Origin of the sequence: Rhodococcus sp. YH3-3, assembly GCF_001653035.1 — a bacterium.
GTDB classification, from domain to species: domain Bacteria; phylum Actinomycetota; class Actinomycetes; order Mycobacteriales; family Mycobacteriaceae; genus Rhodococcus_F; species Rhodococcus_F qingshengii.
This window is the reverse complement of record NZ_BCWH01000002.1, coordinates 1,636,558-1,649,025: the sequence shown is the minus strand read 5'-3', so window position 1 is coordinate 1,649,025 and position 12,468 is coordinate 1,636,558. Positions and strand designations below refer to the sequence as shown.

The 12,468-nt window shown below is 61.0% G+C and carries 14 protein-coding genes; 1 reads left to right on the top strand and 13 read right to left on the bottom strand.

What is annotated here, in order from left to right:
• Window positions 1-1,105 precede the first annotated feature (1,105 nt).
• Window positions 1,106-2,482, top strand: coding sequence for a cutinase family protein (locus YH3_RS20745; RefSeq protein WP_193777177.1), 1,377 nt, complete (start codon window positions 1,106-1,108; stop codon window positions 2,480-2,482).
• A gap of 72 nt (window positions 2,483-2,554) precedes the next feature.
• Here the strand turns inward: YH3_RS20745 and YH3_RS20740 are convergent, their stop codons facing one another.
• From YH3_RS20740 to YH3_RS20680, 13 genes are all read right to left on the bottom strand, one after another.
• The gene (locus YH3_RS20740) at window positions 2,555-3,085 is read right to left on the bottom strand and encodes a hypothetical protein (RefSeq protein ID WP_064443995.1); all 531 of its coding nucleotides are present in this window, start codon (window positions 3,083-3,085) and stop codon (window positions 2,555-2,557) included.
• 3 nt (window positions 3,086-3,088) lie between these two features.
• Window positions 3,089-4,462, bottom strand: coding sequence for a hypothetical protein (locus YH3_RS20735; protein WP_064443994.1), 1,374 nt, complete (start codon window positions 4,460-4,462; stop codon window positions 3,089-3,091).
• The gene (locus tag YH3_RS20730) at window positions 4,459-4,782 is read right to left on the bottom strand and encodes a hypothetical protein (RefSeq protein ID WP_064443993.1); all 324 of its coding nucleotides are present in this window, start codon (window positions 4,780-4,782) and stop codon (window positions 4,459-4,461) included. The genes YH3_RS20735 and YH3_RS20730 overlap by 4 nt, the downstream gene beginning before the upstream one ends.
• Window positions 4,782-5,297 (bottom strand): hypothetical protein, encoded by a 516-nt coding sequence (locus tag YH3_RS20725; RefSeq protein ID WP_154100320.1) that lies wholly within the window; start codon window positions 5,295-5,297, stop codon window positions 4,782-4,784. Before YH3_RS20725 ends, YH3_RS20730 begins: the two co-directional genes overlap by 1 nt.
• On the bottom strand, window positions 5,294-5,890 hold the full coding sequence (locus tag YH3_RS37170) for a hypothetical protein (protein WP_064443991.1): 597 nt from the start codon (window positions 5,888-5,890) through the stop codon (window positions 5,294-5,296). The genes YH3_RS20725 and YH3_RS37170 overlap by 4 nt, the downstream gene beginning before the upstream one ends.
• 11 nt (window positions 5,891-5,901) lie before the next feature.
• Window positions 5,902-6,945 carry a glycine-rich domain-containing protein gene (locus YH3_RS36130; protein ID WP_064443990.1) on the bottom strand — a complete coding sequence of 348 codons (1,044 nt, stop codon included), beginning with the start codon at window positions 6,943-6,945 and terminating at the stop codon, window positions 5,902-5,904.
• 3 nt (window positions 6,946-6,948) lie between these two features.
• The gene (locus YH3_RS20710; protein WP_064443989.1) at window positions 6,949-7,245 is read right to left on the bottom strand and encodes a hypothetical protein; all 297 of its coding nucleotides are present in this window, start codon (window positions 7,243-7,245) and stop codon (window positions 6,949-6,951) included.
• Between the two features lie 3 nt (window positions 7,246-7,248).
• The gene (locus tag YH3_RS20705) at window positions 7,249-8,082 is read right to left on the bottom strand and encodes a holin (RefSeq protein WP_064443988.1); all 834 of its coding nucleotides are present in this window, start codon (window positions 8,080-8,082) and stop codon (window positions 7,249-7,251) included.
• 3 nt (window positions 8,083-8,085) lie between these two features.
• Complete coding sequence (locus tag YH3_RS20700) at window positions 8,086-8,322, bottom strand: hypothetical protein (RefSeq protein ID WP_064443987.1); 237 nt, start codon at window positions 8,320-8,322, stop codon at window positions 8,086-8,088.
• Between the two features lie 127 nt (window positions 8,323-8,449).
• On the bottom strand, window positions 8,450-9,208 hold the full coding sequence (locus tag YH3_RS20695; RefSeq protein ID WP_064443986.1) for a peptidoglycan-binding protein: 759 nt from the start codon (window positions 9,206-9,208) through the stop codon (window positions 8,450-8,452).
• A gap of 34 nt (window positions 9,209-9,242) precedes the next feature.
• Window positions 9,243-9,836: a DUF2744 domain-containing protein gene (locus YH3_RS20690; RefSeq protein WP_064443985.1), complete on the bottom strand. Its 594-nt coding sequence runs from the start codon at window positions 9,834-9,836 to the stop codon at window positions 9,243-9,245.
• A gap of 2 nt (window positions 9,837-9,838) precedes the next feature.
• On the bottom strand, window positions 9,839-11,512 hold the full coding sequence (locus tag YH3_RS20685) for a hypothetical protein (RefSeq protein ID WP_082920623.1): 1,674 nt from the start codon (window positions 11,510-11,512) through the stop codon (window positions 9,839-9,841).
• A 16-nt stretch (window positions 11,513-11,528) separates the two neighbouring features.
• On the bottom strand, window positions 11,529-12,461 hold the full coding sequence (locus tag YH3_RS20680) for a hypothetical protein (RefSeq protein ID WP_154100318.1): 933 nt from the start codon (window positions 12,459-12,461) through the stop codon (window positions 11,529-11,531).
• Window positions 12,462-12,468 lie beyond the last annotated feature (7 nt).

The window sequence follows — 12,468 nt, the reverse complement described above, 5'->3', positions numbered from 1 at the left end:
CGTGCTGATCGCACACCCGCTAGTGGCCCCTTTCAGCAAAAGCCTCAGTCTTGGCGAATTCTTCATTCGATTCGGGTTTAGCAATTCTGTTGAGTGGTACTGCTGAGTTGCGGCTTTTGATGTCGGTAGCACGGTCAGCCGCATCGGCCCACCTGCCGGGTGTCATTCCCCGGAGGTGGGCTGCCTCGCTTCAACTGGGCCTACTAGGATTCTCTCTGGGTCGGGCCCCGGACAGCGAGAGTTGTGTTAGCTGATGAAAAACGGCGCATTCTTCACGCAATGCTGACGCTGCAGCAATGTAGTTTACGACGGCCCGTGGATCTCGCCGGCCGAACGGCCGAGACTGCAGCAAGATCACCGAAGTCCCTGTCCCACAGATGTCATTCCGATCCGAGAGCCGCCCTCGACTTCGTCTCGGGTTGCCACTGTGAACTCACACTTCACGCGCCCCGCATAATTGCGACCGAGGGTGAAGTCGGAGATGAAAAGACCCCGAAGTTACGATATGGCTACCGTTGCAGGTATGGTGGAATTGTAAACGTATAGCGCTGCTGTGTTCGTTTACCAGCCCTGACGGTCCCCTATCTTGTGTGGCCGTCGGGGCTGCCCTGTTATGAACTGAAAAAACCTGGATCTAGTTACTCTCGGCAATTACCTGCGACGTGGAACTGGGATTATCCAACGCACCTCGAATCGGAGATATCGTGAAGCGGAAAGCACTGTGCCTCATAACCGGAACTCTCGTCATCGTCTTCGTAATTCGATCACTCGGTTCACTGGCCTCTGCTCAGCCCTTCGGCCTACCTCTCGGGCACCGCTCCGTGCGCTGAGGTCCTTCTCTCACCCCCACCTACACTGCATCGCGCGGGGTCGGGAGGGTAGGGGGAAGACCAGCTCGGCCCCGTGTAAACGACAGGATGCCCCCAACCTCCTTGCTTGAGTTGCGAGGTCGGGGGCACTCCCCTCTCGGCACGAGCTGCGTCGCGGCAGTGTCGTGTCATACAAACGAACGATAGTGCTCCGCCAGTGGGGTCGATACGATTCGGTGCAACTTCGACGGAGCGGAATTCCCATGGCCCAACGACGGACCCGGGTGCTGACAAGCATGCTCACCCTGGCGATCGCCGCGCTACTAATGCCGATCACCCTCACCGCTACCGCAAACGCGCAACAACCTGCCACCGCATTCGACTGCACTAAGGATGTCCTGCTCCTCGGGGCAGCAGGATCTGGCGAGAACCCGAACATGAATTGGCAGGTCGGCAAAACGGTGTCCAAGTTGTTCGACGAGGTCAATGCCGTGGTCGAGAAACAGGGTCGGACAAGTCAGCGCGTTGCGGTGAACTATCCGGCCTATGGCGTTCCAGATACCCTCCTGGTCAATCCCGGAGAGTATTTCAATGGCGTTCGAGCTGGCATTACGGAGGCTGTCCGGATCCTTGACGACCTCTCAAAGACACAAGCGTGTGCTCATCAGCGAGTCGTCTTGGGTGGATACTCACAAGGGTCCATGGTCATGCACCGCGCCCTTCGCGAGCTCGGAGCTGCTGGCCGAGATGACATTCTGAACCGGATTGATGGCGTCGTAATGGTCGCCGATCCGGACCGGCTTCCCAACGACAACGTCACCTCCATCGGAGGCGCACCTGCAAACGCGCACGGCATCTCGAACGACTACCCATTCGAAGCGATGAATTTCGCGAAGATCAACCCCACTTGGCGTAGCAAAGTAATGAGCGTGTGCATCAAGGGTGATCCAGTTTGCGGCCTCACATATCTTTGGACGCCCCTTGCCGTCGCGTCATATGTCCCGTTGCATCTAAAGTATGCCGAGAGCGGATTCACCAAGTATCTGTCTGAGGCCGCGAAGAAGATCAAGTTCAAATTCCCCAGTGATGCAATTGTTTTCGACAAATCAATCCCGACTACGGTGACATCGGCCGCATGGCAACTGGTGAAGCATCAGCTCAGCGCAACGACCGGCCCGAACTGCACCATCGCGTGGTCAGCCACCGGCAAACTTCCTCCCGGACTGCAAATCGACAACAAGGGCTATATCTCCGGTTTCCCTACAACCGCCGGCAAGACCTCGACAACCATCAAGATGTCCACGCGCTGCCACAACAAGAACCTCACGGCGACGGTAAAGATGAACTTCGTCATCACACCGAAACCTCCTGTCGCCGAGGCGGACATCGTTAAAGGCGACGTGAAACTTGGCGAATGTGACAAGCGGAACTTCACGCCCGCCGAGATCGCCGAGTACGGCAAGGATGGTTATTGGGTCGTGGTCGACGGTGCCGACCAGATCAAGAAGCTCGGATACACCATCACCGACAACGTCCTGATCTTCACTGGGTGTGCAAAGAAAGTCGGTGTCGCGAACTACACGATGGCGTGGCGAAACCCGAACGGCGAACTTGGCCGCGACATGGACGGATCAATCAAAACCCAGTCACATCGACTGACGGTGGCCAAATAGCTCTCGACGCGCACACACCAAAAGCCCCCACCCCGTCGGAATTCCGAGGAGGTGGGGGCATTGTCGTACTGGTCAAGTAATGCGGACATAGGTTCCAGCGCCGCCACGTGCGGTGAGGTAGTTGCCGGACGGACTCGCCGACATCGACACCGTGGCCACGTCTCCGGCGGCAATGTTCACAGTGGCCGTTGCGGACAGTGGCACATCCCAGCCGCCGCTGGTCGTCCACCGCGAATCGGGGCCGGTCACCACAACCGTGTCGTTGACCGAAATCTGGAGGCGTGCAGTGAGGTTGTTCCACGAACTGCCTGCATCGATCACTACCGTGATTACTGCGCTCGCCTTTGCCGATTGCGCGACCAAGCCATCTGCTACGACCGAGCTGCCAGGATACGTCCCAGTGTCCGCGACCCATCCGACGATTTTGCGGTAGGCCGCTGATCCGGTCTGGCCGGCCATGTTGCCGTTCTTGGTCATTCCAGACGGGGTGAACGATGAGTAGACCTTGGTCAGAACACCGCCGACCATCGTCCATGCTTCTTTGATCTTCTGGCCGCCGACGTACAGCGTCTTGATCTTCCGACTTCCAAGGTAGAGAGGCATCGGTTACTCCGGGATGCAGTAGAGGATGCCCACGACCGGGGAGCCGGGAAGGGATGCGACAGCCTGGATACCGTCCCCGCGCATCGCCGTCGACGACGTTGTTCCGAGCGAGAGGTTTGAATTGCCGTTGCCGGTACCTGCTCCGATTGCGACGCGAGCTGCGGCCGCGTCGGGCGCTTTCAGGACGTTGCGGCCCACGGTCGTGGCATCGGTGATGTCCGCCGAGGATGTATCGACTGCTCCCTTACGCCCGTTGACCGACAGAACCGGAGACGCCGGATAGGTGGCCTCGAGCCAGTTGGTCGGCACAGATGCAGGGTTGGCGATCAGCCGGAAGTCTGTACCTCGATCGCCGCGAGTGCACCAGTCGCCGCGCTCGCCGCCGAGAGTGATCATCTCCGCTTCGGAATAGGCCACGCCGCGAAACGATGCTCGTGCTTCAACTGGAATCTGGGCGGCGACGATCTTGCCCGCTCCGTCGAGATCCGCCTTTGTGGCGAGTTTCGACGTCAGGCCGGTGACCTGCGCTTCGGTGTGCGTGTGCGTGGTGGGAGCTTTGCCATTGAGGGCGGCTTGCAGTCCGGTGACATCCCCGACGGCGTGGCTGTGCGCTGTGGGCGGCCGCGCGTCAGTCAGGCGCGTGTCCCCCTCCTGCACCGCCCTGTCGGCCCTGTCGAGCGAAGCCTGCACGCCGAGCGATGCTTTCGCCTTGGTCACAGCCCCGTCGACGAGCTTCGGGGTCGTGATCGAGTCATCGAACACGGCGCCCGCGATGATCCCTTCGGCCGCGTCCTCGGCCCTTTTCGCCTGGACTGTCGCATCGCTCACTGCCCGCTGCGACAATTCACGCTCGGCGGCGAATTGCGCTCCATACTGCTCGAGGGTTTGGTCTACGAGGCCAGCTGTGTTCTCGATGCTGTCTTTGACCTGCACGAGTTCGGTTTTGATCTGCTCGACGTCGCCCTTTGCCGTGACCACGACGTCGAGTGCGTCGGTAACGGTCCCTCGGTCTATCGCGACTGTGGATGCCGCGGACTCGACAGCCAACCGATCCCGCGCCACCTGTGCGGCATCCTCGGCGACGTCCTGGATCCCGGCAGCCGTCTCAACTGCGAGCTCTGCCGCGCCCTCCGCACGCTCCGCTGCATCGTTCGCGTCGGCGATCGCAGGAACGGGAAGGGTGATGTCTGGTCCCTGCGACATGTCGAAGACAAGGCTGTCGCCGGACAGGGAGATGCCGTCGACGCTTCTGCCCGCAGGTCCAGGAACCGTCGAATCCTTCCCAGGCGGACCCGGCGTCGGGACCAGGATCCCGCCACCTCCGGACTCCTCCTCCCCCAGCGTGATTCGTTCACCGTCACTGCCCACGAGGATCATTTGTTCACCTTCTTTACCTGTCCGGTTTGCAGCTCCAACTCGGCCGTCGGCGCCGCCGTGACGTCCTGGTACATCAGCCAGTATTTAGTTCCTGCGGCAATGGTCGCGACGATTTCGGATTCGATTTTCAGCGATGCTGTGCCGCCGGCAATAGTGAACTCCCACTTGATTTGTGAGGTGCCCGGATCTCCGAGGAGGAAGTAAAGCTTGTGCCCTTCCGGAAAGCTGGAACCGTCCTCAAACCGGTACCAGTAGACGAAGTCGCCGACAGTGGGAAGGTTCAGGGCGAATTTCGGTGTGGGTGTGCGGATGTCGCCCATCAGTTCCCCTTTCCGTAAATGTCGCGCATGATGTCCGCGATGTCGGGGTGGACGTTGGCGGATGCGCTGGTGATGTCGTGGCCATGATCGGCGAGCGTTTCGAGCAGTTCGGCGGATGAAGTCTCAAGTTCTTTCGCCAGGACGTGAGCGCGGATCGGTTTCGCTGAAACGGATTCGGAGGTCGTCGGCTCATCGATCTCGGCGGGACTGTCGTCAACCACCGGATCGGGCACCACGATCTCGTAACCGCCAGCCAGCATCAGTGCCAACGTGGCAGCATCATTCAAACCCGCTTCGTGATGCAACATGCACGAACCTGGCATGCGATCCATATTCCGCGCCCGACCGGACGAAGTCGACGGAACCACAACAACTTCCGGCAATTGCATCCCGAACGACGGCTGCGCCCAGACAATCACATGGTCGGCCTGAATCAATGGCTCTGAAAGTCGGTAGCAATTCGCCGGTCCCGCATAGCCCTTAACGTCCTCAAAAATCAAAGTTGCAGTCTTCACGGTTCGTACTCCCCTAACATGTATTCGACAATCGTCACGCAACCATCAGCGCCCGAACCGAAGCCGCAACCACCTCCGCCAGCGGGAAACCCACCAGGCATTCCAGGATTGCCGCCGCCACCCGATTGACTTGTCTCCCATAGGAACGCTAGCGATTCCCCCGGGCCAGTGAAAGGACCAGACGAACCGCCACGCTTCCCCAGGCCTGCACCGCCACCGCCACCGGCGAGAAGGCGAATAGGTGACGAGGTGACCGACACTCCGTCGGTGCCGCTTAGCCCGCCAGTACCTCCACGCATGGTCGCCAATCCGCCGGCCCCGCCATTGTCAGCGCCGGAGCCGCCATTGGCGATTACGTCCCAGAACGAAGAACTTCCGCCATCCTGGCCATTCGTGCCACCCGCTCCGACCACGATCTCCACGACATCAGGGATGTTCCGCGCAAACACCATGAAACGATCCACCGCTGCGCCGCCGCCGCCGCCGGCTGCCTGATTGCCGGCACCGCCAGCTCCCCGCAGAATCAGGTCGAACTGGTAGCAGCCATCAGGTGGAGACCATTCGAAAGTTCCTGGCGTACGGAACACTTCCATCTGCGTGCACCTCATGAGAAACGCTCGATGATGTGAACGATGCCAGCGCCACCGTTACCGCCCCGCCCCCAGTTGCTTGGGCCGCTACCACTTCCGCCGCCACCACCGCCGCCACCTGGGAACGCCCCGGCGCCCGCAGTAGAGCCGGCATTCCGTGAACCGCCAGCACCGCCACCGCCACCAGTTGGCACAAGCTCAGACGGGGTCTTTCCTGGGGAATTCGCTGTTGTTCCGCCTGGGGAAATTCCGCCTTGCCCGCCCATGCCCTGAGTTGAAGGGTACGACGGGGAAGTCGTGAATCCGCGTCCGCCGCCGCCACCACCGCCGTGCAGTTCATACGGAGAAACGGACGAACCAGCATTGGCCGGCGCTCCAGCGGCCTGCGTGACCAGGCTCCCGAAGCCGCCAGGAATCATCCCCGTGCCACCCGGAACCCTGTCCCAGTTGCTTTGATAGGCGAAGTCCGCAGTGGGCCCGCCTATACCGCCGCCAGCCTCCAGGTCGAGAACCCAGGAACTGCCGCCAGGTTTGCCATTGCTGTCGGTAGCCGTAGCACCTTCGCCTGGGTATCCAACCTTGATGGAGATAACCTTCGGAGTTCCGTCAGCATTGAAAAGCATGCTGCCAGGAATGGTGAAGTGGTTTTCTCCACCACCGCTTCCGCCGCCACCACCCAACTGCCCGCCGGGGGCGAGATCCCATCGGCCACTGGATCCACCACCGCCAGCGCCAATCATGATGACATTCCATGCAATGGTTCCGGGTGAAGCCGTGATGTCTGCGTTGCCTGTAAAGGTGCGCGTCTTACCGAAGATGGTGAGTTGAGCAAGCTCCTCACGGATCTCTTCGATAGTTTTCGAGTGGTCGGTGATCAATTGAAGCTGCTCGTCGAGCGACTTGCCGTCATGTTTGAACGCGTTCTGCGCACCTTGCCACTTACCTAGAGCGCCATTGGTCAATCGCGCCTTGGCTTGCTCCTCGGTCTCCAGCTGGCGAGCGCGGAAGAGACCGCGCCCGAGGGAGCCTTCAGGGATGGAGCCGTCAGGAGCGGTCAACGATCACACCTCCTCTTTCACTTCATCCGGCATCGTCGGCTCGGGCGGGATCTCGACATGAGGAGCGTGCTGTCGCAGCAGCGCGGCGAGGATCACGATGTAGTTGCCTTGCGCTCGGACGAACCGGACGCACACCCGGATTAGCCTGCGATCCTCTTTGCGGCCACCTTCGAGTTCGGCGACCTTGGCCTGCAACTGTCGAACTTGTGATTGCTGCCGACTCACCCATGCCGCGAGGATGCTGGTCGCTGCGATGCCGAATGCTGAAATCCGTTCCGGGCTAAGTAATTCCAGCAGCATCGATCACTGCTCCGTGCCGGAAGGGGCGCGGTGTCGGCCAGCGCTCGACGTCGAGCCGATGTTGCGCTCGATCGCCCGTACGAGATCGGAAATCACGAAGACTGCCAGATGGTTCTTGGTGTATCCGAGGGTGGACTTTTTCTCCGCTGCGAACCATTCCCAGACCGGCAGTCCCCACGAGGCGATCAGGTCGAGATCCGCGGTCACCGCGTGCCCGCGTGCGTAGATCTGATCGAGTGCATTCTGTACCTCGACGACTGGTCGGTCGGCGGCGTCGGCGAGATCGAATGCGAAGGCCGACGCAATGAGTCCTGTGCTCGCGGGCATTGCCGGGAGTACTTCGTCGTCGGTCTCGTCGATGGCGATGAGGGCGGGCTGCACAGGGGCGAGCGACGGCAGTCCCTTGGTCGATCCGAAGTTGCTCGAGGCCAGCGACGTCAGTACCGATATGAGCGCCGCTGTGGCGGCGAGGGTGAGGGCATCGTGCCAATTGATGTCCGAGAGCGTTCCGGTCGCCGGGATCGCGCCGACGAGGGCACTGACGAAGGTGCGGCCCACTCGATCGGCAAGGTCGATCGCGAAGTTACCGGACGTGATCGCCGTCGACGTCGAGAGTGCGATCAAGAACGAGACGAGGGCAGCCAGCGCCGCCGAGGACAGCGCCGTGGTCCAGGCGACGGAGGCAATTGTCGCGCCGGCCCCGAGGAAGACGAGCACCGTTTGCAGGAAGGTCTTGCCGGTGCGATCGAGCAAGTCCAGCCAGAAGGCTTTCGTGTCGATCGAGTGTGTGCCGACGAGTTCGACGCCGACAGTGAGAGTTCCGTTGGAGTCAGCCATGATTCAGTCCTTCTTCTGTCGTGCGATAGCGGCGTTCGCCCAGAACATCGCTTCTTCGAGTTTGGTCAGCGCGAGCGACTTCTCGCGGCTTGGTGGGAGATCCCGGTCGAATTGGTGACCGAGGTCCTTGCACCCGTCACGGACCGACGTGTGGTCGCCACGCTTCTCGGCTGTAGTGGCCGGATGGAATGCGAACCGGTTCTCGACGTCCTGAGACGTGTTCGGGTCGTGGTAGCTCATAGTCAGCAGTTCCTTCGTTCATAGTGATCGGATCGGGTGATGGAGTCGTAGCCACGCGCCCATCGCCACAGGGCCCAGAGGATTACGCCCGCGCTGCCGACGATGACTGCGGCGATCGAAAGGGCGATCATCGGACGCCCGACGCTCGCCAGGTGTCCGGGCCGACAATGCCGTCGACCGCGAGTCCGGATCGGCGCTGAACTTCACGCACGACCGATTCGGTCGCTGGCCCGAAGTCCCCGTCGACGGCGAGCTTGGAGTAGCTGGCGAACATGCGGTTGAGTTGTCCCTGCAAATAGTGGACATGCTCACCTCTGTCGCCCCGGCGCAATGTCGGACGCGAGGATGGCGAACCCGGCGAAGTTGTCGTGCCACCCGAGCCGACCTTGCCATCGCGAATCTTCTGCGCGAATGCGGCGAGCTTGACCGAAGCTCCGTTACCCAAGGCGGTCCCGCCGTTGAGCTGGAAGTGCATCGGGTCCTTACGTCCCCAATCCTGCCCCCAGAATAAGTTCCCCTCAGCAAGCGCGAGACCCCGCCGGATCGCAGCGATCTGACCGGGAGTGAAGTTCCTCGACGCATCGACAGTCCACGGATGCCAGGGCGCGTTGAGGTCAATACCGGTGCCTGACAGGTGGTTCGAGCCATCATTTCGGCCCGGGGTTCCGGGGACGTCGTTAGTGGCCGACCATCCCCAGATCTGAGACTTGATCGGTTCGACATTTGCGTTGTACCAGTCGATCCACCACTTGAGAACCGTCGCCGCATCACCGTCTCGGACGAGAACCGGCTTGCCTGCGTACCAGAGGGTTACGCACTGGTCACTGTTGCAGATGCGCCAACCGTTCTCGGTGTGCGTGTTGCCGGTGTAGGTGCGAAATGTCATGACTGCCCCTTTCGGGATATAGGAATGGAGGGCTCTAGAGGCCCAGGTGTGCGACGAGCCGGTCGGCGATTTCGCGACCGACATAGGCGTTGGGGTCGACGTCCAAGCCGAGATTTCCGAGAAGTTCGACCACTTCGTCGGTATCGACGCCGAGACGCGACGCCAGTTCACCGACCTGTAAATGACCGGCGGGAGCGGAGGGTTCGGGCACGTCCTCGAATCCCATCTTTTCGAGCACCACCTGTTTGAGCTCGGCTCGATCGGACTGTGGCAGTTGTGCGACGACTTCCGTCCAGGAGCTCTGTGGAAGGTCGGGGGCCTCCATGGACACCCACTCGCCCTGGGCAGTCCACCTATCGGCAACGGCATTCTTGGGTGGTTGGTATTTGAGTGTCGGCTTCGCCGATGGTCTGGCGCCGAGGATCCACATACGCCAGGACTGCATTTCCCAGTACTCGGTTCCGAGCATCAAAGGCGCTCCCACCACGCCAGGCATCCCCGTGAACATCCACAGGAATGCCTGGCGCGGATTACGGAGATCGCAGTTCTCGCGCAGCGGAAGACCTTGGCCTTCCCATGCCGGCCACTGGTCGAAAGTCTTGCCACGAACAAGTCCTTGCTGTTCCATCGTCAGACTCCCAACTGTTGAAGTGAGGTGGCGAACGCTTCGATGCGCTCCCATGCCTTCTGCACGGGGTCCTCGAGCGCGCGACTGTCGCCGATAGTCACTGTGCGAGTAACTGGCTGCTCACGTGACCACGACAGCCTGACCTTGGAGATCCGGTCGATGTAGATGCGGCCGGTCTTGTCTTTCTGCATCGTGAAACCTGCACGATCGCCGAGCCATACGTGTCCGGTCTCGCTGATTAGGAAAGGTGCGGCATCGCGGGCGCCGAACTCGATGGACTCGTATGAGCGTGTCGCCCAGATTCCCGCTCGGAGAACCATGAGCGAGGAAATGGTGTAGGCCTTGCCCGCACCGTCCTGGAAGTACTCGAAGTATCTCGTCCAGCCTTGATTGTTGGCCCGCGCTACCAACCGTGCGACCATCCAGGCGAGCACGGTCCCCATGTAGAACGGTTTCAGCACGGCGTCCGCCACACCGCCCATGGGTGGCACACCGGGAATCATGGCGGTCAGATCGCCCAACATCTGCACTGTCGCCGACATCAATTCGTCGACGCCTGGGGCTGAGCTACCGCCCGTGACGACTTGTATGCCCTTCGACGGAGTCTTGCGGAATCGATACCTGTCCAGCCCGGTCTCTTCGCCGTCGCACCACACCGCAAGCGGCAGCGACTTATTCGTCCGCTTGCTGCCCGGGATGTAGTACTCGGCCGGGATTGTGGTGTCGGTTACGAGTTGCGACGTGCTTTCGATGAAATCGCCGATGAACTTCTCGACGGTCATTTTCAGCCCGTCGAATCGAGTGCCGCCCTGCGACGTTCCCGTGAACCGTCCGGACCGATCTTCGAACGACACGACCACCGTCCCGTGACGCAGGTTCGCACCCGGCCACGGAGGCGGATCGCCATGCAGGTAGCGGCGCACGACCGGAGTGATTTCGCCGTCCTGCATCATCGTCTTCGCGATGTCGTGGAAATTCTTGAAGCGTGAGCCCGCAATCCCCCACAGCGCACCGGAATTGAGCGAATCCATGAACTTGATCGGTTTTACGACCAGAGACCAAGTGGACTGATCCAAGTTGGTGCGGTTCGCCGGATCCATCGGATCGTCCGGCATGGCCCAGGTCGAGTTTCGTTCCCGGTGGCACTGGAGGTCGAGCATCGTGGACAGCACCCACGGGATCGGCCCTGGGAGGATGAACACGCGCGGCGCCTGGAAGTGCTCACTGAAGAAACTGTTGGACCAGACGGTGTACCACTTGAGCCGCTCGTAGTCGCTCGAAAACGTCGCTACGACAACTTGATCGCCGTTGTCTCGCTTGTCGAGTTCAACGTACTCGAGGAGTCCGCCCCACCGTGAGCCTGTGTACTCGACGGTGATGTTGACGTTGCGTTTCTCGCCGCGCTGCATGCGGCCCCACTCGTCCCAGAGCCACTCGCCCACAGGATGATCGAGGGGATGTTCCAACTGCCCTGGTCCGGTGTCCCCGTCGATCAGATCGAAGGTTCCGCCGTACTCGGCCTGCACCAGATGCTGCAACCGCATCTCGCCGTCCCACAGCAGTGCAACCGGCGGGATCTGGCGTTGATTCTGCTCACGCCGCTCTTCGGCCCGGGTTGCTTCCCAGATCGCTTCGCATTGCTCTTCGAGAGACAGTCCGTGATCGATTACCGTCACCGGCGGCCACCTCCTGTCAGTGCATGCCGATAGGCCGCGACCATCGCCGCGGCTGAACCAGCTGGATCATCGCGCCGCCCGCTGGCGCGTTTGTCACCGAAACCCGCAGAGTTTGCTTCTGTGTCTTCGGTGGGATGACGTACTCGAAAAATCGCCCGGGAACTGGCATCCGGCCCAGAAGGTTCGTATTCGCAGCATCACGAACCATCAGCTTCATCGGATCCAGATCGACCGTGAACCCACCCTCGAGCGCACCGATGGACGGCATGACGATGGAGCGGTTCGCGTCATTGCGGCCCGACAACTTCGACACGCCAGGTCGGCGTTTGCCTGGCGGCCCCTCCCACGACACGTCGGGAAGGATCCAGTCACCGCGAGTGCCGATCCACTTGTGCCGCATCGGCTGATCCGTCGGATTCCAGACCTCGATCTCGCCTGACCCCGACGAACTGCCGGTCGACCACTTCGTGACGTAGTCATCCTCGTAGTAGTGCGGTTGACCCGCCCGAAGCGGAATGATCGGATTCGAATACTCCACGACGAGCGGGTCAATCCCCGGATCGAAATCGGGCTGCTCGTACAATTGCACGTCGAGGAACCGTGTCGAATTCTCTGTAATGACCTCGATGCACGCCAATTTCGCATCGTGGTCCCACTGATCGACCCGATAGTCGAACGCCTGCCGGAACCGCGAATCGATGTCCTCCTGATCGCCGCCGGCAACCCGATCCGCGGAAACATGGAACCCCAGCGCAAGATCTCGCCAGTCGTTCCACATCCCCTTCATCGTTCCGCCCGACTCGGCGTTCGCCGCCACCCACGAAGTGCGGACCGGGGAGTCGAACAAGCCCTTGACCTGATCGACTCCCAAGTCCACACCTTCGGTGCCGGCATCCTCGCCATGGACAGGCCAGAAACTTCCATCCGTGCCGTGGATGTTGATCGTCATCGATGCC